Raw genomic sequence first — 25,131 nt, 5'->3', positions numbered from 1 at the left:
TCGGCACAGGCCGGCACGAACCCTCTCATCACTGGAGAAACAACACATGCAATCGATCATCCGCGTTGGCGGCCTCGCCGTTCTGCTCGCTGCTTCCGTCGCCCAGGCCCAGACGCCGGCCCCCGCTGTTCGCACCGAGAAGAACATCTCGCTCGCGCTGGCCAACCAGATCGCCGCAGAAACCGTGGCCGCCTGCGCCGCCAACGGCTACAACGTGGCCGCCACCGTGGTCGACCGCGCCGGCACCGTGCGCGCCGTGCAGCGCGCCGACAACGCCGGCCCGCACACGCTGTCGTCGAGCGAACGCAAGGCCTGGACCTCGGCTTCGGCCAAGAGCCCCACGCAAGCCATGATGGAAGGCGCCCAGAAGAACCCCGGCGCCGCCAACCTCGTGTACCTGCCGGGCTTCCTGCTGCTGGGCGGCGGCGTGCCGATCAAGTCGGGCAACGAAGTGATCGGTGCCGTGGGCGTGGGCGGTGCGCCTGGCGGCCACCTCGACGAGCAGTGCGCCAACGCCGCGCTCGAGAAGGTCAAGGGCCAGCTCTGATGACGGCGCGCGGTCTCTGGTCGGCGGTGCTCGCCGCCGCGATCGGCTGGAGCGCCGCGCCCGGCGCGGCGGCCCAGGTGCCGCCGCTGGCTGCCGAAGTGCTGGCCTATGAAGGCCTGCACCGCGCCGCCTGGCACGGCGACCTGCCCAAGCTCAAGAGCCTGATCGCCTCCGGCGCCAGCCTCGATGTGCGCGACGCGCGCGGCCGCACGCCGCTGCAGGTCGCCACCTATGCGCGCCAGCGCGACGCCGTGACGCTGCTCGCCAAGGCAGGCGCGAACATCGACCTGCTCGAGGACGACCGCTACGACGCCGTGACCATCGCGTCCGTGGCCGACGACGTGACCACGCTCACGCTGCTGCTGCAACTGGGCGCCAAGCCCGGGCAGGTCACCAGCCGCTACGACGGCACCGCATTGATTGCTGCCGCGCACCTGGGGCACGACGAGGTCGTGCGCCGGCTGGTCGCGGCCGGTGCGCCGCTGGACCACGTGAACAACCTGCACTGGACGGCGGTGATCGAGTCGATCGTGCTCGGCGACGGTGGTGCTCGCCACCAGCGCACGCTGGCCGCGCTGATCGCCGGCGGTGCCAACCTGCAACTGGCCGACCGCCAGGGCCTCACGCCGCTGCAGCTCGCAAAGGCGCGCGGCTACACCGCGATGGTGAAGCAGCTCGAAGCGGCACGCGCCAAGTAGCCTGCCGCACCGCAAGCCGGGGGCGACTCGGGGACAATCGGACCTCCCCACGAGGAACCGCCCCATGTACATGCCTCCGCAGTTCAACGCCAAGGACCCGGCCGTCGCGCTGGGCCTGATGCGCGCGCATCCCTTTGCCAACCTGATCTCGAATGACGACGAGGGCTTGCCCTTCGTCACCCATCTGCCCATCGTGGCCGAGCCGCGAGAGGGCGATGCGCTCGTGCTGCTGGGGCATTGCGCCAAGCCCAACCCGCACTGGCGCTACCTGCAGGCGCGGCCGCGCGCGGTGGTGGTGTTCCAGGGGCCGCACGCCTACCTGTCGCCTTCGGTCTATCCCGACCTGGCGCGGGTGCCGACATGGAACTACCTCGCGGTCCATTGCACCGTCGAAGCCCGGCTCGTCGAGACGCCCGAGGCCAAGGACGCGTTGCTCAAGAAGCTCATCGGCGACCACGAGCCGGCCTACGCCCAGCAGTGGAAGGACCTCGGCGAGGAGTTCCAGCGCAAGATGCTGGCCGGCATCATGGGCTTCGAGCTGCACGTGACGGCGCTGCAATGCAAGATCAAGCTCAACCAGCACCGGCCCGAATCGCATGCGGCGATGCGCGAGGTCTACCGCGCCGGCTCGGCCGACGAGCAGGCGCTGGCCCTGTGGATGGACCGGCTCGGCATGGCCGTCGCACCGGAGGCGCGCTGAGATGCGGATGTTCGGTTTGATCGGCCTCGTGCTCGCGCTGGTGGTCGTCGGCCTGCTGGCGAAGCAGCAGCTGTCGCGCACCGCCATCGCCAAACAACCGGCAGCGCCCGGCGTGTCGGCTCCTGCGGCGGTCGATGCACGCACGCAGGCGCAGCAGGTCCAGCAACAGGTCAAGGACGCCCTCGACGCCGCGGCCCAGGCCCGCAAGATGCCCGATGACAACTGAGCCGGCCGCATCGACATCGGACGCGCACTGGATGGCGCTCGCGCTGCAGGAAGCGCAGCGCGCGGCCGACGCGGGCGAGGTGCCGGTGGGTGCGGTGCTGGTGAAGGACGGCCAGGTCATCGCGACCGGCCGCAACACGCCCGTGGCGCAGCACGACCCGAGCGCGCACGCCGAGATCAACGCCCTGCGCGCCGGCGCCGCCGCGCTCGGCAACTACCGGCTCGACGGCTGCGAGCTGTTCGTCACGCTCGAGCCCTGCGCGATGTGCGCGGGCGCGATGCTGCATTCGCGGCTGGCGCGCGTGGTGTTCGGCGCCGCCGACCCCAAGACGGGCGCCGCGGGCTCGGTGCTCGATCTCTTCGCCGAGCCGAAGCTGAACCATCACACCCGCGTGCAGGGCGGCGTGCTGGCCGACGACTGCACTGCGCTGCTGCAGCGCTTCTTCCAGCAACGCCGCAGCGCCGCGCGCGCGCAGGCCGAGCCGCTGCGCGACGATGCCTTGCGCACGCCCGCCGAACGCTTTGCCGCGCTCACCGATTTCGGCTTCGCGCCGCATCACGCCCAGGACCTGCCAATCTTGCAGGGCTGGCGCCTGCACTGGATCGACGAAGCCGGCCCGGCCGGCAGCGACGGCCGCGTGGCGGACGTCCTGTGCCTGCATGGCCCGGGCGAGTGGGGCTACTTCTTCCGCCACCTCGTCGGCGCGCCCGGCGTGCGTACGCTGGTGCCCGACCTGATCGGCTTCGGCAAGAGCGACAAGCCCAAGCGCGAAGCCACGCACCAGCTCGAATGGCACCGCGACGTGCTGCTGGCGTGGCTCGAGCAGGTGCATCCCGAACCGCTCGCGCTGGTGCACAGCGAGGCGGGCGATGAACTGGCAACGCTGCTGCAAACGGCGGCACCGGGCCGCTTCACCGCAATGCTCGCCGCACCCGACAGTGGCGTGCGCGCCAAGGACGCCTGGCGCGCGCCGTTCCCCGACCGCGGCTACGAAGCTGCGCTGCGCGCGCTGGGTCCGCGTGCCGCATCGGGCGGTCCCACGGCCGCGCAGGCCGCCCCCCTGGCCCGGCAGATCCGGGACGCAATGGGATACTCGACGACGTGACGTCCAAACATATCTACATCTATTCCCCCTCCAGTGCCATCCGCGACAAGGCCGCCTTCCGGCGCGGCGTGGCGCGGCTGAAGGCCCTGGGCCATGAAGTCGAAGTCGATGAAGCCGCGCTCTCGGCGCACCAGCGTTTCGCGGGCGACGACGCCACCCGGCTCGCCGCCATTTCGCGCGCGGCCGCCAGCGGCGCCGATGTGGCGCTGATCGCGCGCGGCGGCTACGGCCTCACGCGCATCCTCGATGCGTTGCCGTACAAGGCGCTGGCCAAGGCCATCGACAAGGGCACCGAGTTCGTCGGCTGCAGCGACTTCACGGCCCTGCAGAACGCACTGCTGGCCAAGAATGGCGCCGTCACCTGGTCGGGCCCCGCGGTCGGCGAAGACTTCGGCGCCGAAGGCGGTGCCGACGACATCATGGAAGCCTGCTTCGACGACCTGTTGAGCGGGCAGGGCGAAGGCACCGGCTGGCGCATGCCGGCACGCGACGCCGAGCTCAAGGTCAAGCCGGTCGAAGACGCCGTGCTCTGGGGCGGCAACCTCTGCGTGCTGACCAGCCTGCTGGGCACGCCGTACTTCCCGGTGGTCGACAAGGGCGTGCTCTTCATCGAAGACACCAACGAACACCCGTACCGCATCGAACGCATGCTCGACCAGCTGAAGCTCGCGGGCGTGCTGGCGCGCCAGAAGGCCGTCGTGTTCGGCCAGTTCACGGGCGTGCGCAACATCGCCGGCTACGACCGCGGCTTCGGCATGAACACGGTGATCGAACGGCTGCGCGCCAGCCTGAAGAAGGTGCAGGTGATTGCCGGCCTGCCGTTCGGGCATGTGCAGACCAAGGTGCTGCTGCCGGTGGGCGCGAAGGTGGCGCTGGCCGCCGAGGGGCGCGACGTGTTCCTGGTGTGGGGCCATCGGCACGGCCACCATGACCATGCTCACCACGGTCACGACCATCACGGCCACGACCATTGAGCCAGCACGCAGGCGGCCACCGGTGCCGCTGCGATGCCGGCCGATCAGGACATCACTGGTTGGTGAAACGCTGATGGACGCGCGGGCCCATCGAGCCGGGCAGGCCGCCCTTGAACATGCTGTTGATTTCTTTCATCTGGCGCCGCGCGGCCGATTCGCCGTCGATGGCGCTCAGCGCCACCATCACGTCCTGACGCAGGTACCAGAGGGTCTCGACATCGACCGCAAAGCGCACGCGTTGGCTGACACGCTGGATCGATTGGCCACCGCGGCCCTGGAGCACCGACAGCATCGCCGTGCGGATGCGCCCGAGCTGACTTTCCGCAACCTGCCGCGAGCCCAGGCCGGGTACGTTCAGGAGCTGAAAAAGGCGGCGAAAGAGCAGCATGTCACGAAAAGCGTATTGCCGGGAGCTGAGACGGTCGCTACCTTAAGCCTCAGTTCGCCGGGACACAAGATGTGAAACACCGTTTCTTGTTTGCAAACAACAAGCTTTAGCGGTCTCTTTTGTTGTCATTTGAATTTTGAGCGCAAAAGTATTAAAAAACTTTGGCATTCATCTGCACGATGCGCCAAGCTGGCCCTGTCGCTGCAGCGTCAACAAGAAGCTTCTGCGGATCGTTCCTTGCATGTGAAGGCGCATGTCGGGGAAACTTCTCGCAGGAGCGGCGAAAGGTCCAGAGCAACATAACCAGCGCTTGCCGCCAAGAAAAAACAGTATGGGTGTCAATTCCACAGTCGTTTTCGCGGACTTGACCGGAAGTACCAGGGTCTTCGAGGCCATGGGGAATGCACGTGCCACCGAGACCGTGACGCGGCTGACCCAATGGATCGGACGCGTGTGCGAGGCCCACGGCGGCCGGGTCGTGAAATCGCTCGGCGACGGCGTGTTCGCCATCTTCACCAGCGGCGCTGCCGCCACGCACGCGGTCATCGAGTTGCAGCGCTACCACCAGAAACGCCTGGCCGGCTGGCCCGTGCCGCTGCGCATGGCGCTGCAGATCGGCGTGGCCAGCGGCGATGTGGTCGAGGTGGAGGGCGACTGCTTCGGCGATGCCGTCAACCTGGCCTCGCGCCTGAGCGACCTGGCCGGCCCCGGCCAGATCTGGGTCACCGAGGCGGTGATCCAGCAACTGCACGAAGGCGCGGTGCAGCACCGCGACCTCGGGCCCATCAGCATCCGCGGGCGCACCGAGATGTCGATCGTTCACCGCATCGACTGGCAGGAAGACCTGACCAGCTTCCTCACCGTGCCGGCCGCGCTGCTGCCGGCGCGGCTGCCCGATTCCACCTTCGGCCGCATCGAACTCGCGTGGCTCGACGTGCGCTCCATGTTCCGCATCGACCAGCTGCCCATTCACCTGGGTCGCGTGGGCGACGCGCAGTTCGTGGTCAACGACCCGCGCGTGTCGCGGCTGCATGCGCGCATCGAGGAGCGGCAGGGCAGTTGCGTGCTGATCGACGTCAGCACCTACGGCACCTGGGTGCGCTTCCACGGCAACGGCGGGCCGAGCCACGAGATCGCGCTGCGGCGCGACGAGTGCGTGCTGCACGGCCGCGGCGAGATCGGCCTGGGCGCGCCGCTGAGCGATTTCAGCGCGCCGACCATCGCCTTCAACACGACGGGCGACGACGTGATGCTGTCGCGCCGGGCCATCGTGAACTGAAGGCCGACTGGGAATCCCGTTCACGTTTGGCAACCAGCTGGTGCGCTTCGAGGTGCACCACGCAGGGACATGTGGCGTTGCAGGACCACGCCGGCGCCGTTCGCGCCAGGCCTGGAGCCACCATGCATTCCCCAAGTGATTCTTCTGTTTTCAGATGGGCCGCCGTCGCCGCGATCGCCGCCGGCGCGCTGCTCGCCACGGGCGCTGCCAGCGCGCGCACGAGCTGGTCGGTGCAGATCGGCACGCCCGGTGCGGTCTATGCACCGCCGTACTACGTGCCGCCGCCCGTCTATGCGTACCCGGCCCCGATCTACTACGAACCGCCACCGCCGCGGGCCTACTACCGTCCGCCGCCGCCCGTGTACTACCGGCCGGCCCCGATCTACGTCCCGCCGCGCGGGCGCCTGTACTACGGCCCCGGCTATCCCTACCGTGCGCCGAACGATGACGACGACGATGACGACCGCGATTGACCGGCGATCCGCAAGCTTGCAGGCATGCCAATTCTTGGCGTGAACTCTGACGAAAACGTCACATTCAGTCACATTTGTAAGATCAAAGAATTCATTTCATGCCTGCGGGAGGGTTCGGGCCTGGGGCATGACACTTGCCTTGCATCGTTCAACAGGCGCGCAGAGTGCCGAAGGAGCGACAAAAAATGCAGACCAGCGTTCGGCCTTTCACCGATGTCGAGGCCGCCATTGCGGCGGTGGAGGCCCTGGACGGCGAACTCCGTAAGTTCGAGCTGGCCGTGGGGGACAACCTCCAGGACAGCATCGGCCTGCAGATGGCGCAGATCACCGACCGTGCGCTCGCACGCGGCTGGGAGCCCAGCGGCTTCATCCAGAAGGAAGGTTTTCGCCTCTACCGCTACCGCGCGATGCGCTGAAAGGCGAGGGGAGCCGAATCAGCCCGGCGCGAGGATGCGCTCGAGCGCCCCGATGTCGATGGGCTTTTGCAGGTGGTGGTCGAACAGCACCTCGCCCGGCGCCGCATTCGCCGCGTCCCGTTCCGAAAAACCGGAAATCGCCACCAGCAGCCGCGGCGTGCCTTCGGCGGCCGTGGCACGCAGCCGGCGCGCCACCTCGGTGCCCGGAAAGTCGGGCAGGGTGAGATCGATCAGCGCCGCATCGAAGCGCTCGCCGGCCGCCGCGTCCAGCGCCTGTTGCGCCGTGTAGGTGCAGCGGGCGGTGTGATCCTGCAGCGTCAGCAGCTCCCGCAGCAGGTCGGCCGCGGCCTCGTTGTCGTCGACGATCAGCACATTCACAGTTGTTTTCTCTCGGCATCCATTGATTGCGATCCCGCAGTATCGACGCTGTGCCTACCGGAATCCGTAACAGAGGCCTTGTTTGTTACTTCCCGGCGTCGGCCGTGGCAGGCGGCGGCTGCAGCGGCAGCTCGACGAAAAAGCGCGCGCCGTGGCCCGGCGTGCTCTCCACGCCGATGCGGCCCGCATGCAGGCTGACGATCTTGTGCGTGATGTACAGGCCCAGGCCCAGGCCGGCCGCGTGCTTGCGGCTGACGTCGGTGCGCTCGAACTGCTCGAAGATGCGCTGGTGGTCCTCGGGCGAGATGCCGATGCCCTGGTCGCGCACGCTCACGACCGCGTGCTCGCCGTCCTGGCGCACCGTCATCTCGACCGGCTTGCCGCCGCCGTAGCGCAGCGCGTTGGTCAAGAGGTTGGTCAGCACCTGTTCGATGCGGAACTCGTCCCACACGCCGCGCAGCGCCGGGGGCGCGTCCAGGCTGATGCTGCAGCCCGCGGCCTCGGCCTGGTGGCGCAGGTTGTCGACCACGGCGCGGGCCAGCTCGGCCAGGTCGACCGGCTTGGTCTGGATCGACAGCGCGTCGCGGCGCAGCCGCGTCACGTCGAGCATGTCGTCGATGAGCCGCACCATGTTGCGGATCTGGCGCTGGTCGCGCTCGATCATGGTGGGCAGCTTCTCGGGCGAGAAGGTGTCGAGCTTGCCTTTGGACAGATGCAGCTGCCGCAGCTGCGCCTCCAGGTAGAGCGTGTTCAGCGGCGTGCGCAGCTCGTGCGACACCATCGACATGAAGTCGTCGCGCATGCGCACCGCGCGCTCCAGCTCGCGCTGCGTGTGCTGCAGCTGCTGCACCAGCTCTTCCTGCTTGCGGTGCGCGGCGGCCAGCGATTCCATTTCGTGGCGCAGCGCCTTGCGGTGCTGGTGCAGGTCGACGAACACGCTCACCTTGCTGACCACCGCGTGCGGATCGAGCGGCTTGTGCAGGAAGTCGACCGCGCCGCTTTCGTAGCCCTGGAAGGCGTAGTTCATCTCGCGCCCGGCGGCGCTCACGAAGATGATCGGGATGTGCCGCGTGCGCTCGGTGCCGCGCATCAGCTCGGCCAGCTCGAAGCCGTTCATGCCGGGCATCTGCACGTCGACGATGGCGAGCGCGAATTCGTGCTCCAGCAGCAGTGCCAGCGCGGCCTCGGCAGAACCGGCGCGGTACACCAGCCGCCCGGGCGCGCGGATCAGCGCCTCGAGCGCCAGCAGGTTCTCGGGCAGGTCGTCGACGATCAGCAGCTTGCTTTCGACCTCAATGGGCATGGGCGGGCTCCAGTAGCTGCAGCAGGATGCGCAGGTCGCGCAGCCGAAGCACGTGGTCGGGGGCGTGGCGCGCAATGGCGGCGAGGGGCATGGTGGGAACCAGGGCTTCTTTCGGGTCTTGCACGGCGGTGAGTCCGCCGGCGCGGTGGATGCGCAGCAGGCCTTCGGCGCCGTCCTCGTTGGCGCCGGTCATGAGAAAGCCGGCCACCGAGGGCCCGTAGGCGTCGGCGGCCGAGGCCATGAGCACGTCGATGGACGGGCGCGAGAACAGCACGGGCGGCTCGCAGCTCAATGAAAAGCGGCGCCCGCGCTCGATCGACAGGTGGTAGCCCGGCGGCGCGAAGTACAGGCAGCCATCCACCAGCGGCATCTTGTCGAGCGCCTCGTGCACGGGAATTGGCAGGCGCTGCGCAAAGATCTCGGCTAGGTGGCTCTCGTGCGATTCGGGCAGGTGCAGCACCACCGCCATCGGAATGCGCCAGTTGGCCGGCAGGCCGTCGAGCACCGCACTGAGCGCGTCGATGCCGCCGGCCGAGGCGCCGAGCACCACGGCCTCGACGCGGCGAACCGGGAACGGACGGTGCTGCGTGCCGCCGCGCTTCATGCGACCTTGCGGTAGATGCGCTCGGCGCGCGCGTGGGCGTCGAAGCGGTCGGCGTAGCCCGAGAAGTCGATGCTCTCCTTCGAACCCAGCCCGAGAAAACCGCGGTGCGACAGCGACTCGTGGAACAGCCCGAGCGCGCGGTCCTGCAGCTGGCGGTTGAAGTAGATCAGCACGTTGCGGCACGACACCAGCTGCGTCTCGGCGAACACGCTGTCGGTGGCCAGGCTGTGGTCGGCAAAGATCACGTCGGCGCACAGCGACGGGTCGAAGCGCGCGGCCTCGTAGGCGGCGGTGTAGTAGTCGGAGAACGCGCTCAGGCCACCCGCGCGCTGGTAGTTGGCCGTGTAGCCGCGGATCGCCTCGAGCGGAAAGATGCCCTGGCGCGCCTTCTCGAGCGAGGCCGGGTTGATGTCGGTGGCGTAGATCTGCGTGCGCTCCAGCAGGCCTTCCTCGCGCAGCAGGATGGCCAGCGAAAACACCTCTTCGCCCGTGCTGCAGCCCGCCACCCACACCTTCACCGACGGGTAGGTGTGCAGGATCGGCACCACATGCCGGCGCAGCGCCAGGAAGTAGGCCGGGTCGCGGAACATCTCGCTCACGGGAATGGTCAGGAACTGCAGCAACTGGCCGAACAGCGCCGCGTCGCGCAGCACGCGGTCCTGCAGCGCCGAGATGCTGGGCAGCTCGAGCTGCTCCAGCGCATACAGCACGCGGCGCTTCTGCGAGGCCGTGGTGTAGTTGCGGAAGTCGTAGCTGTACTTGAGGTAGATGGCCTCCATCAGCAGGCGCAGCTCGATCTCGGTGTCGCTCAGCGGCTGAGGCTGCATGGGGGCGGTGGCCGGGTCCTGCAGCGCGGCGGGGAGGGGCTTGCGGGTCACAGGCGCTCCATCTTCGGCATCCACACGCGCAGCAGCGAGAACAGGCGCTCCAGGTCGACCGGCTTGGCCAGGTAGTCGCTGGCGCCGGCGGCCAGGCACTGGTCGCGGTCGTCCTTCATGGCCTTGGCGGTGATGGCGATCACCGGCATCTTCGCGAAGCGCGGGTCGGCGCGCAGGTGGCGCGTGGCTTCCAGGCCGTCCATCTCCGGCATCATCACGTCCATCAGCACGAGGTCGATCTCGCTGACCTGGTCCAGGCGCTCCAGCGCCTCGCGGCCGTTGCGCCCGATCTCGACCGTGGCGCCGCGCTGCTCCAGCGCGCTGGTGAGCGCGAAGATGTTGCGCACGTCGTCGTCCACCAGCAGGATGGTGCGGCCCTCGAAGATGCGGTCGCGCCCGCGCGCCGTCTTCAGCATGCCCTGGCGTTCGCTGGACAGCGAGGCCTCCACCTTGTGCAGGAACAGCGTCACTTCGTCGAGCAGCCGCTCGGGCGAGCGCGCGCCCTTGATGATGATCGAGCGCGAGTAGCGCTGCAGCTCCGTCTCCTCGTCGCGCGTGAGGTTGCGTCCGGTGTAGACGATGACCGGCGGGAACGACACGATCTCTTCCGCCGCCATGGCCTTGAGCAGCTCGCTGCCCTGCATGTCGGGCAGCCGCAGGTCGGTGATCATGCAGTCGAACACGCGCGTGCGCAGCAGCGCCAGCGCCTCCTCGCCGGAGCCGACCGCGACGATCTCGATGTCGTCGTCGCCGATCAGCCGGATCACGCTCTCGCGCTGCAAGGCGTCGTCTTCCACCAGCAGCACGACCTTGACCTTCTGCGTGAGCTTTTCTTCCAGCCGGCCGAACACCTTGGTCAGCTCCTCGCGCGTGGCCGGCTTCAGCGCGAAGCCGATGGCGCCCATGTGCAGCGCGGCGGCCTGCGCGTTGTCGGCGGCCGAGACCACGTGGATCGGGATGTGGCGCGTGTGCGGCGAGTCCTTGAGCTTTTGCAGCACATCCAGGCCGGTGCTGTCGGGCAGGCGCATGTCCAGCAGGATCGCGTCGGGCACGAACTGCGTGGCCAGCTCGAAGCCGTCGGCCGCGCCGTGCGCCACCAGGCAGCGGTAGCCCAGCTCGTGCGCCAGGTCGTACAGGATGTGGGCGAACTGCGGCTCGTCCTCGATGACCAGCACGCGGCGCACCTGGTCGCGCGGAATCGATCGGTCGTCCGCGAAGCGCGGGGCCGGCACCACGGGCGCCGGGGCAGGGGGCGCGAGCGGCGGCGGCGACAGCACGGCGGGCGCATGCGAAGACGTCGACACCGAACGCAGCGTGCCCACGGGCGTGGCCGGCGCGGGCGAGGTCTGCGGCGCGCGCGGCGGCAGCTGCAGCGTGAAGGTGCTGCCCTGGCCGGCTTCGCTCTTCACCGTCAGCGAGCCGCCCAGCAGCTGCGTGAGATCGCGCGAGATCGACAGGCCCAGCCCCGTGCCGCCGTAGCGCCGGCTGGTGGTGCCGTCGGCCTGGCGGAAGGCCTCGAAGATCAGCTCGTGCTGCTGCGGGTCGATGCCGATGCCCGAGTCGTGCACCGCAAAGGCGGCGCCGCCATCGGCCGTGGCCGACACCGTGAGCGCCACCTCGCCGCGCTCGGTGAACTTGATCGCGTTCGACAGCAGGTTCTTCAGGATCTGCTCCACGCGCTGGCGGTCGGTGACCAGCAGGGCGGGCGCGTCGGGCCGCAGCTCCAGGCGGAACTCCAGGTTCTTGTCGGTCGCGAGCGGGCGGAAGGTGCTTTCCAGGCTCTGGGCCAGCTTGTCGAGCGGCACCTCTTCGGGCACCAGTTCGAGCTTGCCGGCCTCGACCTTGGCGATGTCCAGGATGTCGTTGATCAGCACCAGCAGGTCGTTGCCCGAGGCGTAGATCGATTCCGCGAACTTCACCTGCTCCAGCGACAGGTTGCCCTGCGGGTTGTCGCCCAGCAGCTTGGCCAGGATGAGCGCGCTGTTCAGCGGCGTGCGCAGCTCGTGCGACATGTTCGCCAGGAACTCCGACTTGTAGCGGCTGGCGCGCTGCAGCTCGTCGGCGCGGTCTTCCAGGTCGCGCTGCACGCGGCGCAGCGCGGTGTTGCGCTGGTCGAGTGCTTCGGTGCGTTCCGACAGCTGGCTGTTGGTCTGCTCCAGCTCGGCCTGCTGGTTCTCCAACATGGCCTGCGAGGCGCGCAGGGCGCGCGACTGTTCTTCGAGCTCTTCGTTGGCGGTGCGCAGCTCTTCCTGCTGCACCTGCAGTTCTTCGTTGAGCTGCTGCGTTTCAGCCAGCACGTCCTGCAATTGCTCGCGGTAGCGCGCCGCCGCCAGCGAGGTCCCGATGTCGTCGGCCACGAGGTCGAACAGTTGCTCGCTGCGCGCGTCGGGCGTGCCCGGCAGGCCGAGTTCGAGCACGCCGTTGACGGCGCCGTCGGCCGCCACCGGCAGCAGCAGCACGGCCTTGGGCGCCATCTCGCCCAGGCCGGAGTTGACCTTCAGGTAATCGGCCTGCACCGGGTCGATCAGCATGCGGCGCTGCTCGGCCGCCGCCTGGCCGATCAGGCTCTCAGTGGGGGAGAACACCTGCGGCGAGGCTTCGGCCTCGCTCGAAAAACCGTAGCTCGCGGCGCGGCGCAGCGGGCCGTGGCGCTCGCGCACATAGAGCGCGCCGACCGAGCTGCCGAGGTGGCGCGAGAAGAACGCCAGGATCTTGCGGCCCATGTCCGGCGCGCTGAGTTCGCCGACCAGCTCGCCCACCAGCTCGGTCTGAGCGTTGCGCAACCAGGCCTCCTGCGACAGGCGCTCGGCGTGCGCCGCCTGTTCGCCCAGCACCACGTCGTAGCTGTCGGACAGGCGCATCAGCTGCCGGCGCCCGAAGAACGCCACCAGGCCGGAGTACACCAGCGTGAACAGAAGGAACAGCCCGACCACCCACCAGCTCGTGCGGTTGGCTTCGGTGTTGCGCTGGAAGCGCAGCGTCTGCTCGGTGTCCATGAAGGCCGTGAACTCGGCGCGCAGGTCGTCGGTCAGGCGCTTGCCGCGGCCCAGCCGAACGGTGGCCTGCGGATTGATGCCGTTGCGCCGCGCCTCGATCATTTCCCGCGCGAAGGTCAGCCACGACTCCTGCAGGCCGACGATGCGGTCGACGCGCTCCACCTGCTGGCGGTTGTCCGACACCTGGCGGCGCAGCGCGTCGGTGTCGGCCTTCAGGCGCGGCAGGGCGGACTGGTAGGGCTCGAGAAAACTCTCCTCGCCGGTGATCAGGAAGCCGCGCATGCCCGTTTCCATGTCGATGGAGCGGCGTTGCAGTTCGCTGGCGGCGCGCGTGACCTGGTCGGTGTGCTCGACCCAGCTCAGGCTCGTCAGCAGATACAGGATCAGCGCGACGAACGCCACGGCGCCGATCAGTCCGCCCAGCAGCGGCAGCTTGAGGTTGCGGCTGAGCAGGCGGTCGAATTCGACGGGGTCGATCGCGGAGGGAGTTTTCATGAATGCATTTGTAAGCAAAACTTGTCAAGTCTTGCCGAAAAAGATCATTTGACCTGTCGGAGAAGGCCTCGATACCGATTTGTGTGACGTATTGCCGCATTCGGCGCTCGCTATACTGTAATTTCATCCAGTATCGGCAGCATGCCTTCCGACCTCCATTCCGCTCCGTCAGCCGCCGTTTTGGCGGCGCACGTCGTGTCCGTCAAGGCCCTGTGCGCCTTCGGCGCGAAGGCGGGCGATCTCGACCTGCGCTTCGTGCCCGCGCCCAGTGCGCTCGAAGGCATGGCCGGCCACGCGCTGGTGCAGGCCCGGCGCGGCGGCGACTACCAGAGCGAGGTGCCGCTGGCCACCACCTGCGGCACGCTGCGCGTGCGCGGCCGGGCCGACGGCTACGACCCGGCGCAGGCGCGGGTGGAAGAAATCAAGACCTTCCGCGGCGACTTCGACGCCATCCGCGCCAACCATCGCGCGCTGCACTGGGCCCAGGTGCGCTGCTACGGCTGGATGCTGTGCGAGCAGGAAGGGCTCGAGCAGCTGACCGTCGCGCTGGTCTACCTCGACCTGGCCAGCGGCGACGAGACCGTGCTGGAAGAGCAGCACACGCGCGACACGCTGCGCACGCATTTCGAAACCCTGTGCGCCTGCTACAGCGACTGGGCGCAGCGCGAGGCCGCGCACCGCGGCGCGCTCGACGACGCACTGACGCAACTCGAGTTTCCCCACGCCGACTTCCGCACCGGCCAGCGCGAACTGGCCGAGGCGGTCTACCGCGCCGCCGTGGGCGGGCGCTGCCTGCTGGCGCAGGCGCCCACGGGCATCGGCAAGACGCTGGCCACGCTCTTTCCGCTGCTCAAGGCGCGCGCGGCGCACAAGCTCGACAAGGTGTTCTTCCTTACCGCCAAGACCTCCGGGCGGCCCGTGGCGCTCGACGCCTTGCGCGTGCTGGGGCAGGGCGGCGCGCACCGGCCGCGCGTGCTCGAACTCGCGGCCCGCGAGAAGGTCTGCGAGTACCCCGACCGCGCCTGCCACGGCGAGGCCTGCCCGCTGGCGCGCGGCTTCTACGACCGCCTGCCGGCCGCGCGCGCCGAGGCCGCGCAGGTGGGCTGGCTCGACCGCGAGGCGCTGCGGCGGGTCGCGCTCGCGCACGAGGTCTGCCCCTATTTCCTGGCGCAGGAAATGACGCACTGGAGCGACGTCGTCGTGGGCGACTACAACTACTACTTCGACAGCAGCGCGTTCCTGTTCGCCAGCATGAAGGACGCCGGCTGGCGCGTCGCCGTGCTGGTCGACGAGGCGCACAACCTGCTGGAGCGCGCACGCGGCATGCACACCGCGAAGCTCGAAGGCGCGGCGCTCGAAGAAGCGCACCGCGCCGCACCCGCCGCCGTGCGCGGCCCGCTGGCGCGGCTGTTCCGCGAATGGGACACGTTGCAGCAGGCGCAAACGGCCGACTACGACACCGCCGACGAGATCCCCGAGCGCTTCCTGCGCACGCTGCAGGCCGCCAACACCGCGATGGCCGAGCACTTCGCCGCCACGCCCGACGCGGCGCAGGGGCCGCTGCAGCGCTTCTTCTTCGACGCGCTGCACTTCGCGCGGCTGGCCGAGGTCTTCGACGACCACTCGGTGTTCGAGCGCACGCTGGGCGCCACGCAGGAACAGCGCGGCCTGGCCATCCGCAACCTCGTGCCCGGGCCCTTCCTCGAAGGCCGCTTCGCCGACGCGGTGTCGGTCACCTGCTTCTCGGGCACGCTCGCGCCGTTCGCGTTCTACCGCGACGCGCTCGGCCTGCCCGAAGACACGGCGCTGCTCGACGTCGAATCGCCGTTTCGCGGCCAGCAGCTGCGCGTCGAGGTGGCGACCGGCGTCTCCACACGCTTTCGCGACCGCGCCGGCTCGCTGCGCCATGTGACGGACATCATCGGCGCGCAGTTCGAACGCCTGCCCGGCAACTACCTGGCTTTCTTCAGCAGCTTCGATTACCTGGACAAGGCCTGCGCCGCGTTCTCGCTGCGCCACCCCGGCGTGCCCGTGTGGACGCAGACGCGCGGCATGCGCGAAACCGACCGCCACGATTTCGTCGCGCGCTTCGAAGAAGGCGGGCAGGGCATCGGTTTTGCCGTGCTCGGCGGCGCTTTCGGCGAAGGCATCGACCTGCCGGGCAGCCGGCTCATCGGCGCCTTCGTCGCGAGCCTGGGGCTGCCCCAATACAACGAACTCAACGAGATCACGCGCGAGCGCATGCAGTCGCGGTTCGGCAAGGGCTACGAGTACACCTACCTGTACCCCGGCCTGCAGAAGGTGGTGCAGGCCGCCGGCCGCGTGATCCGTACCGAGGCCGACACGGGCGTGCTGCACCTGCTCGACGACCGCTTTGCGCGCGCCGAGATCCGCGAATTGCTGCCGCGCTGGTGGCATGTGCAGCTGGCCGGGGAGGCCGGGCAGGCCGGGGAAAACGATGCGCGCCACCCGACGCCTTGAGCACGCCGGCCAGCCCGACCTGTTCGGCGAGGCGCCCGTCGCGGCCATCGAGGGCCTGCGCTACGAAGCCGGGTTCCTGTCGCGCGACGAAGAGGCCGGCCTGCTGCGCATCGTGCAGGGCCTGCCGCTGAAGGAAATGCGCTACAAGGAATACACGGCCCGCCGGCGCGGCACCAGCTTCGGCGGCAGCTACGACTTCGACACCAACCGCCTCAAGCCCGGCGCGCCGCTGCCCGAGGCGCTGCACCCGCTGCGCGCGAAGGCCGCCGCCTGGGCCGGCCTGGCGCCCGAAGACCTCACCCACGTGCTGATCGCCGAGTACCGCCCCGGCACGCCGCTGGGCTGGCACCGCGACGTGCCCGACTTCGAGGACATCGTCGGCGTCTCGCTGCACGGCGATGCGGTGATGCAGTTCAGGTCCTACGTGCCCAGCGCGCCCGCGTCGGGGCCGGCCGCGCTCGAATTCCTCATCGAGCCGCGCTCCGTGTACCTGCTGCGCGGACCGGCGCGCTGGGCATGGCAACATGCCATCGCCCCGACCGAGGGCCTGCGTTATTCGATCACCTTGCGTACCCGGAGACCCCGCGCGCCATGAACCGCACCACCTTCCTCAAGCTGCTCACGCACCACCTCTTTCCCGTGCTGAAGGCCGAAGGCTTCCAGGGTTCGGGCCAGACACTGCGGCGCATCGACGGGCCGGTGATCCACGTGTTCAACGTGCAGGGCGCCAGCGGCGGCAAGGCCTGCTACCTGAACCTCGGCGCGCACCTGGACTTCTTGCCGCCCGAGGGCGGAACGCCGGTGGCGCCCGAGGCGCTCGAAGAATCGCACTGCGTGTTCCGCGACCGCCTGGACCCCCCGCCCGGCGCCGCGTTCGGATGGGCCTATGGCGAGACGAAAGAACAGGCCGAGGAAAACGTCGAATTCATCGTGAGCGAGTGGGAAGGGCCGGGGCGTACTTTCTTCGCACGGCATGGCAGCTATCCGCAGAGCTTCGAACAGATGCTGCGCGAGACCGACCCGCACCAGATCCATGCGCGCACCGCCTTGCACTTCGCACGGATCGCGATGCACCTGGGCGACCGCGCACGGGCACAGGCGCTGGTCGAGGCGGGGCTCGCGCGGGCGCCGGAACGGGCCACGGCCCTGAAGGCCGACCTCGCGAACGTGTTGTCGGCCTGAGCGCGCACGACAGACTGCGCTGACGCGCAGCGCCTGCCTCTTCCGACCCATGGCGGCTCACAGGCGGCCAGCATGAAGGCTTCTTTCATCCCATTTGATTGAAGGAGCGCAGACATGCCACGAGGCGACAAGTCGTCCTACACGGACAAGCAGAAGCGCAAGGCCGAGCACATCGAGGCAGGCTACGAGCACCGCGGCGTGGCCAAGGGCGAGGCCGAGCGTCGTGCCTGGGCCACGGTGAATGCCGAGACCGGCGGTGGCAAGAAGAGCGGTGCGGGCCGCGGCAAGGCCGAGAACCACGGGCCCTCGCGCAAGGGCGGGCGCCTCGGTGGCGCCGCCGCGGCGAACCGCACCGCCGCCGAACGCTCGGCCTCCGCGAGGAAGGGCGCCGCCACGCGCAAGCGCAACGCCGAGAAGCGCGGCTGAAGCCGGTTGCGAATATCAGCCATATCTTCTGTCCGAAAATCGGAGTCCACCCACCGCACACCCTGAAAAGCGGACATTCCTTCGCCATCTGTGACGGCAGCCGGACAACTTGCGTCGGCCCTGCGCCGGCGCGGCCCCGCACGAAGTCGCCAGCTTGCGCGACGTTGGCCTGAACGCACGCGCTACACCGCCCAACCTCGGTCATTCCGCCTTCTTTTCGCACGCGTTCCGGGCGTTTGCCGGGGCGCGTTCGCGTCGATACGATCCGCCGCCTTGCCCTCCAGAAAGGAACGCGCGGGTGCCTCCCTCGAACGTTTTCTCCCCCACGACCGCGCCAGCCGCCGCAGGTGCCGATGCCGCCAATGCCAACGCCGACTGGCAACAGCGCAGCCGCCGCCATGTCTGGCACCCCTGCACCCAGAGCATCCGCCTCGACGTGGCGCCGCCGCTGCCCATCGCGCGCGGCGAGGGCGTCTGGCTGACCGACCACGAAGGCCGGCGCTACCTCGACGCCACCAGTTCGTGGTGGGTCAACCTGTTCGGCCACGCGCACCCGGCGATCAATGCCGCGCTGAAGGCGCAGCTGGACACGCTGCCGCACGTGATGCTCGCCGGCTGCACGCACGCGCCGGCGGTCGAGCTGGCCGAGCGGCTGGCGGCGCTCACGGGCCATGCGCTGGGCCATTGCTTCTATGCCTCCGACGGCGCCTCGGCCGTGGAGATCGCGCTCAAGATGAGCTTCCACGCCTGGCGCAATGCGGGCCGCGCCGGCAAGCGCCGCTTCGTCGCGCTGCGCGGCGGCTACCACGGCGAGACGCTGGGCGCGCTGCACGTCACCGACGTGCCCGTGTTCCGCGACGCCTACGCGCCGCTGCTCGCCAGCGCGCACCTCGTGGCCTCGCCCGATGCGCGCGCCGCGCGGCCCGGTGAAGACGCCGCCGCTGTCGCGAACCGCGCCGCCGACGAGCTCGAGGCGCTGCTGGCTGCGCAGCACGACAGCATCGCCGCCGTGATCGTCGAGCCGCTGGTGCAGTGCGCCACCGGCATGGCGATGCACGATCCGGCCTACCTGCGCCGCGTGCGCGCGCTGTGCGACTGCTTCGGCGTGCACCTCATCGCCGACGAGATCGCGGTCGGCTGCGGGCGCACCGGCACCTTCTTCGCCTGCGAGCAGGCCGGCATCTGGCCCGACTTCCTGTGCCTGTCGAAGGGCATCAGCGGCGGCTACCTGCCGCTGGCGCTGGTGATGACGCGCGAGGCCATCTACCAGGGCTTCGTCGACGACGATGCCGCGCGCAGCTTCCTGCATTCGCATTCCTACACCGGCAACGCACTGGCCTGCCGCGCGGCGCTCGCCACGCTCGATCTGTTCGAGCAGGAAGACGCGCTGAACCGCAACCTCTCGCGGTCCGCGCGCCTGCTGGCGCGGCTGCGCGAAGGGCTGGCCGGCCAGGCGGTCGACCACCTGCGCCAGCGCGGAATGATCACGGCCTTCGACGTGCGCGAGCCCGGCGCGCGCTTTGCCGAGCGCTTCCACCTCGCGGCGCGCGACCACGGCCTGCTGATGCGGCCCATTGGTGCGACCGTGTACCTGATGCCACCGTACGCCATCGCCGACCACGAAATCGACCAGCTCGTGGACGGCACGCTCGCCACGCTCCAGGCCGTCACCCACGCACCCGGCGCCCGCGCCGACGAAGGAGCCCGCGATGCTGCGCTTGCTTGAACGCCTGCAGGACGAGATCACCGCGCTCGACGCGCGCTCGCTGCGCCGCCGCCGGCAGATCGCCGAGACCGCCTGCGCGCCCGAGCAGATCCTCACGCTGGCCGGCGCCGCCGCGCCGCGCACCATGCTCGGCTTCAGCAGCAACGACTACCTGGGCCTGGCCGCGCACCCCGCGCTGGCCGAGGCGCTGGCCGAAGGCGCGGCGCGCTACGGCACGGGCAGCGGCGGCTCGCACCTCATCCTGGGCCACTCGCGCGCCCATGCGCAGCTCGAGGAGCGGCTGGGTGAATGGATGGCGCCGCACATTCCGCAGGCGCGCAGCCTGTTCTTCTGCACCGGCTACATGGCCAACCTGGCGGTGCTGTCGGCGCTGGGCGACGGCGAGGCGGTGATCTTCTCGGAGACGCTGAACCACGCCTCGCTGATCGACGGCGCACGGCTGGCCCGCGCCCGCGTGGAACGCTACCCGCACTGCGACCTGCAGGCGCTCGACGCGCAGCTCGCCGCCTGCGACGCGCCGGTCAAGATCATCGTGAGCGACGCCGTCTTCAGCATGGACGGCCACATCGCCCCGGTGGCGGGCCTGCTGGCGCTGGCCGAGCAGCACGACGCCTGGCTGGTGATCGACGACGCGCACGGCTTCGGCGTGCTCGGCGCCACCGGGCGCGGCGCGCTGCAGGCGCTGGCGCTGCGCTCCGAGCGGCTGGTGCTGATCGGCACGCTGGGCAAGGCGGCCGGCGTGTCGGGCGCCTTCGTGGCGGCGCACCGCACGGTGATCGACTTCCTGGTGCAGCGCGCGCGGCCCTACATCTTCACGACGGCCGCGCCGCCGGCGGTGGCGCATGCGCTGCTCACCAGCCTGGCGCTCATCGAGGGCGAGGAGGGCATGCGCCGCCGCGCCCAGCTGCGCGCCCGCATCACCCAGCTGCGCAACGGCCTGAAGCAGGTGCTGCCGGCCGACGGCAGCGCCTGGCTGGCCGATTCGCCGACCGCGATCCAGCCGCTCATCGTGGGCGACAACGCGCGCGCCATGCAGACGATGGAACGGCTCGACGCCCACGGCCTGCGCGTGGGCGCGATCCGTCCGCCCACGGTGCCCGCCGGCACCGCGCGGCTGCGCATCGCGTTGTCGGCCAGCCACACCGAGGCCGACGTGGCGCGGCTCATCGGCGCGCTGGGCGAGGCCCTGGCCGAACCGTGGCCGGAGGCGGCATGACGACGGCAGCCGCTGCGCAGCGCCGCTGGTTCGTCACCGGCACCGACACCGGCGTGGGCAAGACGCTGGTGAGCAGCGCCATGCTCGCGCTGCTGGCCGCCTCGGGCCTGCGCGCGGTCGGCATGAAGCCGGTGGCGGCGGGGCTCGATGCCATCGACGGCGAATGGCGCAACGAAGACGTCGAGCGCCTGCAGGCGGCCGGCAACGTCGACGCGCCGCAGGCCTGGCGCTGTCCTTACGTGTTGAAAGCGCCGATGTCGCCGCACCTGGCGGCGCGGGAAGAGGGCGTGCAGGTCGCGCTGCCCGTGCTGCTCGATGCCTTCGAGCGGCTGTCGGCGCAGGCCGATGCGGTGGTGGTGGAAGGCGTGGGCGGCTTCTGCGTGCCGCTGGGCGACGACCTGGACACGGCCGACCTCGCGGTGGCGCTGGGCCTGCCCGTGATCCTCGTGGTCGGGCTGCGGCTGGGCTGCCTCAACCACGCGCTGCTCACCGCCGAGGCGATCCGCGCGCGCGGGCTGGTGCTCGCGGGATGGGTCGCGAGCGTGGTCGAGCCGCAGATGCTCTCGCCCGAAGGCAACCTGCAGACGCTGCGCGCCCGGCTCGGCGCGCCGCTGCTGGGCGTGGTGCCGCACCTGGCCGCGCCCTCGGCGGCGCGTGCCGCCGAACACCTCGACCTGCGCGCGCTGCGGGCCAGCGCGGCCCATGCCGCGCGTCGCACCGAGGCCCCGCTCGTGTCAGCCGCGACGGCCTGAATCCGCCAGCCGCTGGGCGCGCACGCCGCCCTGGCGCGCGAGCATCCAGCCCGGGTACTCGGGCGCCAGCGCGCTGGCCTTGTCGATCGCCGCCAGTTCGTCGGCCGTGAGCCGCACCTCGGTGGCGGCGATGTTGTCGTCCAGCTGGTCGATGCGCTTGGCGCCGACGATCACGCTGGTCACCACCGGCTGGTGCAGCAGCCAGGCCAGCGCGATCTGCGCCACCGACACGCCGCGCGGCTCGGCGAACTGGCGCATGAGGTCGATGCAGTCGTAGGCGCGCTCCACGTTCACCGGCGGAAAGTCGAAGCTCGCGCGGCGGCTGCCTTGCGCGGTGGCGGTGTGGCGGTCGACCTTGCCGCTGAGCAGGCCGCCGGCCAGCGGGCTCCAGACCATCAGGCCGAGCTGCTCGCTGCGCAGCATCGGCACCAGCTCGCGCTCCAGGTCGCGCCCGGCCACGGTGTAGTAGGCCTGCAGGGACTCGAAGCGCGCGAGCCGGTCGCGCTCGGCAATGCCCAGCGCCTTGGCGATCTGCCACGCGGCCCAGTTCGACACGCCCACGTAGCGCACGTGGCCCTGGCGCACGAGGTCGTCGAGCGCGCGCACCGTTTCCTCGATGGGCGTGATCGGGTCGATGCCGTGGATCTGGTACAGGTCGATGTGGTCCAGCTGCAGCCGCTTCAGGCTGGCCTTCACGCCGTCCATGATGTGGTAGCGCGAGGCGCCGGCCGAGTTCACGCCCTTGCTGCCGGTTTCGCCCAGCACCTTGGTGGCGACCACCACGCGGTCGCGCGGCACCTTCAGGTTCTTCAGCGCCTGGCCGGTGATGGTCTCGGACAGGCCCTCGGAGTACACGTCGGCCGTGTCGATGAAGTTGATGCCGGCGTCGAGCGAGCGGGCGATGAGGCCTTCGGCCTCGCCTTGCTGCAGCTGGCCGATGTGCTCCCAGATGCCCGGCGCGCCGCCGAAGGTCATCGTGCCGAGGCAGAGTTCGGAAACCAGGAGGCCGGTGCGGCCGAATTGGCGGTATTGCATCGAAAGTTGTCCTTTGCGGGTGGAGGGGCCGTCCGGCTGTCAGGAATGCCGGCGGTTGCGAAAAAGTATCCCGCCGGCGCGCCCCGGCGGGCGAGCGCGTTTCTGCAAAGTCTTTGCCTATTTCTCCAGACCTCGTGCGCAGGCCGTGCGAAGGAGAGGATGCGACGCTAAGCTGCGGGCAGCCCAATCCTCCATGGCCGTCACCGCGGCCGCTCCCCTTTGTCAGAGGCCTACCCATGTCTGATGAAACCCCCGACACCGCCACCGTCCTCGCCATGCCGATGCCGCTGGAACCCGAACTCGATGCCGCCCGCGAAGAGCTGGTCCAGCTCATCCGCCACATCACGCGCGGGCAGGACGGCACGGTCGAATGCGCCGTGCCCGGCCTGCAGGTGCACTGCATCAGCAAGCCCGACGGCCCCAAGCACGGCTTCGCCACGCCGGCGCTGGGCCTCATTGCGCAGGGCTCCAAGCGGATCATCGTGGGCGACGACATCTACGTGTACGACCCCATGAACTACCTCGTCACCTCGGTCGACCTGCCGGTGTGCGGCCAGGTGTGCGTGACCAGCGAGAACGAGCCCTACCTGGGCGTGCGGCTGGAGCTGGCACTCGACGAGATCGGCGACCTCATCGGCGACGAAAAACTGCCGGCCAAGGCCAACGCGCCGGCCTCGCGCGGCATGTACGTCAACCGCATCGCCATGCCGGTGCTGGAGCCCGTGCTGCGCCTGCTGCGGCTGCTCGACACGCCCGAAGACATTCCGATCATGGCGCCGCTCATCAAGCGCGAGATCATGTACCGCCTGCTGGTGAACGGCGAGGGCGCGCGGCTGCGCCAGATCGCGCTGCACGACAGCCACACGCAGCGCATCGCCAAAGCCATCAGCGCGCTGCGCACCAACTACGCGCAGTCGCTGCGCGTGGAAGACATGGCGCGCGCGGTGCACATGAGCGTGTCATCGTTCCACCACCACTTCAAGGCCGTGACGGCGATGAGCCCGCTGCAGTACCAGAAGCAGCTGCGCCTGCAGGAGGCGCGCCGCCAGATGCTGATCGCCGGCACCGACGTGGCCAGCGCCGCGCACAACGTGGGCTACGAAAGCCCTTCGCAGTTCGCGCGCGAGTACGGTCGCATGTTCGGCGCGCCGCCGCTGCGCGACAAGCGCCGCTGGCTCGGCGAGGCCGGCAACGACGCGACCTCGATGGAAGCCGCGTAGGCCGCCCGGGCCCCGCGCGAGGGGTTTTTCAACATAGCACCTGCCGCGATTTCTTGCGTCGTCGTGGAAATGCAGGTTTCGCAAATTCTCGCTATCGTTTTGTTCGCTGCAGCACCCGTCCGCCCGTGGAGGCGGGACTACTCAACAACTCGGAGAGATGCATGCTTTGGGAAAAGAAGCTGGCGCAGTGGAGCGCCGCGGTCCGCGCACGGGCCAACCTGCCCGCGCGGCTCACCTTGTGGGACGGCCAGTCCTACGACTTCGGTGACTTCAGCGGGCCGGCGGTCACGCTGCACGTGAAATCGCCCGCGGCGCTGTCGCTGATGCTGCAGCCCACGCTCGACAACCTGGGCGAGGCCTATGTCAAGAGCAAGATCGACATCGAAGGCAAGCTCAGCGACGTGATCGACATCGCCTACGGCCTGGCGAAGACCTCGCTCGACAAGCCCGGCGGCGCGCTGCAAAGCATGGCCCGCTACTTCGCGCACACCAAGTCGTCGGACAAGAAATCCATCGAGTACCACTACGACGTGTCGAACGCGTTCTACCAACTGTGGCTCGACGCGAACATGGTCTATTCGTGCGCCTACTTCGAGAACGGCGACGAAGACCTGGCCACCGCGCAGCTGAAGAAAATAGATCACATCCTCACCAAGATCGAACTCCAGCCCGGGCAGACGCTGCTCGACATCGGCTGCGGTTGGGGCGCACTGGTCATTCGTGCGGCGCAGAAGTTCGGCGCGCGCTGCGTGGGCGTCACGCTGTCGCAGAACCAGTTCGACCTGGCGACCGAGCGCGTGAAGGCCGCCGGCCTGCAAGACCGCATCGAGATCCGCCTGCAGGACTACCGCGACGTGACGGGCCAGTTCGACCGCATCACCAGCGTCGGCATGTTCGAGCATGTGGGCCGCAAGAACCTGCCCGAGTACTTCAAGCGCGTGCAACAGCTGCTGGCCGACGACGGCATCGTCATGAACCACGGCATCACCTCGTCCGACCCCGAGGGCGGCGGCGTGTCGTACGGCGGCGGCGACTTCATCGACCGCTACGTGTTCCCCAACGGCGAGCTGCCGCACATCAGCCTGGCGCTGCAGGCCATGCAGCAGGGCGGGCTCGAGGCCTTCGACGTGGAGAACCTGCGTCGCCATTACGCGCAGACGCTGCGCCACTGGAGCGACGCCTACGAGGCCCATGCCGACGAAGCGCGCGCGCTGGTCGACGAAGAGAAGTTCCGCATCTGGCGCATCTACCTCGCGGGCTGCGCCTACGCCTTCGAGAACGACGACGTGGCGATCTACCAGATCGTCGGGCGCAAGGCGGGCAGGGCGGCAAGCACGCTGCCGTGGTCGCGCCGCTTTATCTACGACGGCACCTCGGCGCTGCGCGCCTGACCCGTCAAGGCCGCGTTGCGGCTACTCGAGCGTGAAGCCGATCTTCACCGTCACCTGCCAGTGCGCGACCTTGCCGTCGACCACATGGCCGCGCGTCTCGGTGACGGTGAACCACTGGATGTTGCGCACCGTCTCGTGCGCCTTCGCGATGGCGGTCTGCACCGCGTCCTCGATGCTGGTCTTGGACGAGCCCGTCAGCTCGAGCGACTTGTAGACATGGTTCGACATGGCGGCTGCTCCTT

26 protein-coding genes are annotated in these 25,131 nt (G+C 69.4%); 18 read left to right on the top strand and 8 right to left on the bottom strand.

From position 1 onward, the window contains the following. Positions 1-46: 46 nt before the first annotated feature. The 6 genes from AC07XP_RS02205 (at position 47) to AC07XP_RS02180 (ending at position 4,250) form a co-directional block, all read left to right on the top strand. Positions 47-547 (top strand): GlcG/HbpS family heme-binding protein, encoded by a 501-nt coding sequence (locus AC07XP_RS02205; RefSeq protein WP_056581174.1) that lies wholly within the window; start codon positions 47-49, stop codon positions 545-547. After that, on the top strand, positions 547-1,245 hold the full coding sequence (locus AC07XP_RS02200) for an ankyrin repeat domain-containing protein (protein ID WP_070060562.1): 699 nt from the start codon (positions 547-549) through the stop codon (positions 1,243-1,245). The genes AC07XP_RS02205 and AC07XP_RS02200 overlap by 1 nt, the downstream gene beginning before the upstream one ends. 64 nt (positions 1,246-1,309) lie before the next feature. Next, a complete protein-coding gene (locus AC07XP_RS02195; protein ID WP_495263670.1) occupies positions 1,310-1,945 on the top strand; it encodes an FMN-binding negative transcriptional regulator in 636 nt (211 codons plus the stop codon). A gap of 7 nt (positions 1,946-1,952) precedes the next feature. Further along, entirely contained in the window at positions 1,953-2,171 is a 219-nt protein-coding gene (locus AC07XP_RS02190; RefSeq protein ID WP_493192396.1) for a hypothetical protein, read from the top strand. Continuing rightward, positions 2,161-3,276: a tRNA adenosine(34) deaminase TadA gene (tadA, locus tag AC07XP_RS02185; RefSeq protein ID WP_495263669.1), complete on the top strand. Its 1,116-nt coding sequence runs from the start codon at positions 2,161-2,163 to the stop codon at positions 3,274-3,276. The genes AC07XP_RS02190 and tadA overlap by 11 nt, the downstream gene beginning before the upstream one ends. Further along, positions 3,273-4,250 (top strand): LD-carboxypeptidase, encoded by a 978-nt coding sequence (locus tag AC07XP_RS02180; protein ID WP_495263668.1) that lies wholly within the window; start codon positions 3,273-3,275, stop codon positions 4,248-4,250. The genes tadA and AC07XP_RS02180 overlap by 4 nt, the downstream gene beginning before the upstream one ends. A 52-nt stretch (positions 4,251-4,302) precedes the next feature. Here the strand turns inward: AC07XP_RS02180 and AC07XP_RS02175 are convergent, their stop codons facing one another. Beyond that, positions 4,303-4,638 (bottom strand): hypothetical protein, encoded by a 336-nt coding sequence (locus AC07XP_RS02175; RefSeq protein WP_062480058.1) that lies wholly within the window; start codon positions 4,636-4,638, stop codon positions 4,303-4,305. Between the two features lie 331 nt (positions 4,639-4,969). On the opposite strand from AC07XP_RS02175, the gene AC07XP_RS02170 reads away from it, so the two are divergent. From AC07XP_RS02170 to AC07XP_RS02160, 3 genes are all read left to right on the top strand, one after another. After that, complete coding sequence (locus tag AC07XP_RS02170; protein WP_062480056.1) at positions 4,970-5,917, top strand: adenylate/guanylate cyclase domain-containing protein; 948 nt, start codon at positions 4,970-4,972, stop codon at positions 5,915-5,917. 122 nt (positions 5,918-6,039) lie between these two features. Continuing rightward, positions 6,040-6,390: a hypothetical protein gene (locus AC07XP_RS02165; protein WP_307583582.1), complete on the top strand. Its 351-nt coding sequence runs from the start codon at positions 6,040-6,042 to the stop codon at positions 6,388-6,390. Between the two features lie 185 nt (positions 6,391-6,575). Beyond that, complete coding sequence (locus AC07XP_RS02160) at positions 6,576-6,806, top strand: hypothetical protein (protein ID WP_070060568.1); 231 nt, start codon at positions 6,576-6,578, stop codon at positions 6,804-6,806. 18 nt (positions 6,807-6,824) lie between these two features. On the opposite strand, the gene AC07XP_RS02155 is transcribed toward AC07XP_RS02160, so the two are convergent. From AC07XP_RS02155 to AC07XP_RS02135, 5 genes are all read right to left on the bottom strand, one after another. Beyond that, positions 6,825-7,184 (bottom strand): response regulator, encoded by a 360-nt coding sequence (locus AC07XP_RS02155; RefSeq protein WP_070060569.1) that lies wholly within the window; start codon positions 7,182-7,184, stop codon positions 6,825-6,827. A gap of 85 nt (positions 7,185-7,269) precedes the next feature. Continuing rightward, positions 7,270-8,487 (bottom strand): hybrid sensor histidine kinase/response regulator, encoded by a 1,218-nt coding sequence (locus AC07XP_RS02150; RefSeq protein ID WP_495263667.1) that lies wholly within the window; start codon positions 8,485-8,487, stop codon positions 7,270-7,272. After that, entirely contained in the window at positions 8,477-9,091 is a 615-nt protein-coding gene (locus AC07XP_RS02145; RefSeq protein WP_095947690.1) for a chemotaxis protein CheB, read from the bottom strand. Before AC07XP_RS02145 ends, AC07XP_RS02150 begins: the two co-directional genes overlap by 11 nt. Then, the gene (locus AC07XP_RS02140) at positions 9,088-9,918 is read right to left on the bottom strand and encodes a CheR family methyltransferase (protein WP_062480071.1); all 831 of its coding nucleotides are present in this window, start codon (positions 9,916-9,918) and stop codon (positions 9,088-9,090) included. Before AC07XP_RS02140 ends, AC07XP_RS02145 begins: the two co-directional genes overlap by 4 nt. A gap of 47 nt (positions 9,919-9,965) precedes the next feature. Beyond that, the gene (locus tag AC07XP_RS02135) at positions 9,966-13,460 is read right to left on the bottom strand and encodes a response regulator (RefSeq protein ID WP_495263666.1); all 3,495 of its coding nucleotides are present in this window, start codon (positions 13,458-13,460) and stop codon (positions 9,966-9,968) included. A 141-nt stretch (positions 13,461-13,601) separates the two neighbouring features. Between AC07XP_RS02135 and AC07XP_RS02130 the strand changes: the two genes are divergently transcribed. The 7 genes from AC07XP_RS02130 (at position 13,602) to bioD (ending at position 21,243) form a co-directional block, all read left to right on the top strand. Further along, a complete protein-coding gene (locus AC07XP_RS02130) occupies positions 13,602-15,941 on the top strand; it encodes an ATP-dependent DNA helicase (RefSeq protein WP_495263665.1) in 2,340 nt (779 codons plus the stop codon). Then, positions 15,919-16,536, top strand: a complete 618-nt coding sequence (locus tag AC07XP_RS02125) for an alpha-ketoglutarate-dependent dioxygenase AlkB (RefSeq protein ID WP_307638270.1) — start codon at positions 15,919-15,921, stop codon at positions 16,534-16,536. The genes AC07XP_RS02130 and AC07XP_RS02125 overlap by 23 nt, the downstream gene beginning before the upstream one ends. Next, the gene (locus AC07XP_RS02120) at positions 16,533-17,123 is read left to right on the top strand and encodes a DUF4304 domain-containing protein (RefSeq protein ID WP_062480038.1); all 591 of its coding nucleotides are present in this window, start codon (positions 16,533-16,535) and stop codon (positions 17,121-17,123) included. The genes AC07XP_RS02125 and AC07XP_RS02120 overlap by 4 nt, the downstream gene beginning before the upstream one ends. Before the next feature lie 114 nt (positions 17,124-17,237). Beyond that, entirely contained in the window at positions 17,238-17,549 is a 312-nt protein-coding gene (locus tag AC07XP_RS02115) for a hypothetical protein (RefSeq protein WP_062480036.1), read from the top strand. A gap of 298 nt (positions 17,550-17,847) precedes the next feature. Further along, positions 17,848-19,275: an adenosylmethionine--8-amino-7-oxononanoate transaminase gene (locus AC07XP_RS02110; protein ID WP_495263664.1), complete on the top strand. Its 1,428-nt coding sequence runs from the start codon at positions 17,848-17,850 to the stop codon at positions 19,273-19,275. Next, positions 19,259-20,491 (top strand): 8-amino-7-oxononanoate synthase, encoded by a 1,233-nt coding sequence (gene bioF, locus AC07XP_RS02105; RefSeq protein WP_495263663.1) that lies wholly within the window; start codon positions 19,259-19,261, stop codon positions 20,489-20,491. The genes AC07XP_RS02110 and bioF overlap by 17 nt, the downstream gene beginning before the upstream one ends. Further along, the gene (bioD, locus tag AC07XP_RS02100) at positions 20,488-21,243 is read left to right on the top strand and encodes a dethiobiotin synthase (protein WP_495263662.1); all 756 of its coding nucleotides are present in this window, start codon (positions 20,488-20,490) and stop codon (positions 21,241-21,243) included. Before bioF ends, bioD begins: the two co-directional genes overlap by 4 nt. Here the strand turns inward: bioD and AC07XP_RS02095 are convergent. Then, positions 21,226-22,278, bottom strand: coding sequence for an aldo/keto reductase (locus tag AC07XP_RS02095; RefSeq protein ID WP_495263661.1), 1,053 nt, complete (start codon positions 22,276-22,278; stop codon positions 21,226-21,228). The genes bioD and AC07XP_RS02095 overlap by 18 nt on opposite strands. A gap of 236 nt (positions 22,279-22,514) precedes the next feature. Between AC07XP_RS02095 and AC07XP_RS02090 the strand changes: the two genes are divergently transcribed. After that, positions 22,515-23,498: an AraC family transcriptional regulator gene (locus AC07XP_RS02090; RefSeq protein WP_062482185.1), complete on the top strand. Its 984-nt coding sequence runs from the start codon at positions 22,515-22,517 to the stop codon at positions 23,496-23,498. 161 nt (positions 23,499-23,659) lie between these two features. After that, positions 23,660-24,889 carry a class I SAM-dependent methyltransferase gene (locus AC07XP_RS02085; RefSeq protein ID WP_495263660.1) on the top strand — a complete coding sequence of 410 codons (1,230 nt, stop codon included), beginning with the start codon at positions 23,660-23,662 and terminating at the stop codon, positions 24,887-24,889. A gap of 21 nt (positions 24,890-24,910) precedes the next feature. Here the strand turns inward: AC07XP_RS02085 and AC07XP_RS02080 are convergent, their stop codons facing one another. Beyond that, positions 24,911-25,117, bottom strand: a complete 207-nt coding sequence (locus AC07XP_RS02080) for a dodecin (RefSeq protein ID WP_062482179.1) — start codon at positions 25,115-25,117, stop codon at positions 24,911-24,913. Positions 25,118-25,131: the final 14 nt, after the last annotated feature.

Source organism: Variovorax sp. GW531-E2, assembly GCF_059423125.1.
The sequence above is the reverse complement of the archived record's forward strand: the minus strand, read 5'-3'. Positions and strand labels throughout refer to the sequence as shown.

What these genes read in the sequence shown, in the direction of transcription:
- tadA (WP_495263669.1), top strand. Translation starts at nt 2,161, where the DNA reads ATGACAACTGAGCCGGCCGCATCGACATCGGACGCGCACTGGATGGCG.
- bioD (WP_495263662.1), top strand. Translation starts at nt 20,488, where the DNA reads ATGACGACGGCAGCCGCTGCGCAGCGCCGCTGGTTCGTCACCGGCACC.
- AC07XP_RS02095 (WP_495263661.1), bottom strand. Translation starts at nt 22,278, where the DNA reads ATGCAATACCGCCAATTCGGCCGCACCGGCCTCCTGGTTTCCGAACTC.
- AC07XP_RS02160 (WP_070060568.1), top strand. Translation starts at nt 6,576, where the DNA reads ATGCAGACCAGCGTTCGGCCTTTCACCGATGTCGAGGCCGCCATTGCG.
- AC07XP_RS02145 (WP_095947690.1), bottom strand. Translation starts at nt 9,091, where the DNA reads ATGAAGCGCGGCGGCACGCAGCACCGTCCGTTCCCGGTTCGCCGCGTC.
- AC07XP_RS02140 (WP_062480071.1), bottom strand. Translation starts at nt 9,918, where the DNA reads ATGCAGCCTCAGCCGCTGAGCGACACCGAGATCGAGCTGCGCCTGCTG.
- AC07XP_RS02085 (WP_495263660.1), top strand. Translation starts at nt 23,660, where the DNA reads ATGCTTTGGGAAAAGAAGCTGGCGCAGTGGAGCGCCGCGGTCCGCGCA.
- AC07XP_RS02120 (WP_062480038.1), top strand. Translation starts at nt 16,533, where the DNA reads ATGAACCGCACCACCTTCCTCAAGCTGCTCACGCACCACCTCTTTCCC.
- AC07XP_RS02195 (WP_495263670.1), top strand. Translation starts at nt 1,310, where the DNA reads ATGTACATGCCTCCGCAGTTCAACGCCAAGGACCCGGCCGTCGCGCTG.
- AC07XP_RS02175 (WP_062480058.1), bottom strand. Translation starts at nt 4,638, where the DNA reads ATGCTGCTCTTTCGCCGCCTTTTTCAGCTCCTGAACGTACCCGGCCTG.
- AC07XP_RS02205 (WP_056581174.1), top strand. Translation starts at nt 47, where the DNA reads ATGCAATCGATCATCCGCGTTGGCGGCCTCGCCGTTCTGCTCGCTGCT.
- bioF (WP_495263663.1), top strand. Translation starts at nt 19,259, where the DNA reads ATGCTGCGCTTGCTTGAACGCCTGCAGGACGAGATCACCGCGCTCGAC.
- AC07XP_RS02170 (WP_062480056.1), top strand. Translation starts at nt 4,970, where the DNA reads ATGGGTGTCAATTCCACAGTCGTTTTCGCGGACTTGACCGGAAGTACC.
- AC07XP_RS02200 (WP_070060562.1), top strand. Translation starts at nt 547, where the DNA reads ATGACGGCGCGCGGTCTCTGGTCGGCGGTGCTCGCCGCCGCGATCGGC.
- AC07XP_RS02130 (WP_495263665.1), top strand. Translation starts at nt 13,602, where the DNA reads ATGCCTTCCGACCTCCATTCCGCTCCGTCAGCCGCCGTTTTGGCGGCG.
- AC07XP_RS02090 (WP_062482185.1), top strand. Translation starts at nt 22,515, where the DNA reads ATGTCTGATGAAACCCCCGACACCGCCACCGTCCTCGCCATGCCGATG.
- AC07XP_RS02190 (WP_493192396.1), top strand. Translation starts at nt 1,953, where the DNA reads ATGTTCGGTTTGATCGGCCTCGTGCTCGCGCTGGTGGTCGTCGGCCTG.
- AC07XP_RS02125 (WP_307638270.1), top strand. Translation starts at nt 15,919, where the DNA reads ATGCGCGCCACCCGACGCCTTGAGCACGCCGGCCAGCCCGACCTGTTC.
- AC07XP_RS02165 (WP_307583582.1), top strand. Translation starts at nt 6,040, where the DNA reads ATGCATTCCCCAAGTGATTCTTCTGTTTTCAGATGGGCCGCCGTCGCC.
- AC07XP_RS02150 (WP_495263667.1), bottom strand. Translation starts at nt 8,487, where the DNA reads ATGCCCATTGAGGTCGAAAGCAAGCTGCTGATCGTCGACGACCTGCCC.
- AC07XP_RS02080 (WP_062482179.1), bottom strand. Translation starts at nt 25,117, where the DNA reads ATGTCGAACCATGTCTACAAGTCGCTCGAGCTGACGGGCTCGTCCAAG.
- AC07XP_RS02115 (WP_062480036.1), top strand. Translation starts at nt 17,238, where the DNA reads ATGCCACGAGGCGACAAGTCGTCCTACACGGACAAGCAGAAGCGCAAG.
- AC07XP_RS02135 (WP_495263666.1), bottom strand. Translation starts at nt 13,460, where the DNA reads ATGAAAACTCCCTCCGCGATCGACCCCGTCGAATTCGACCGCCTGCTC.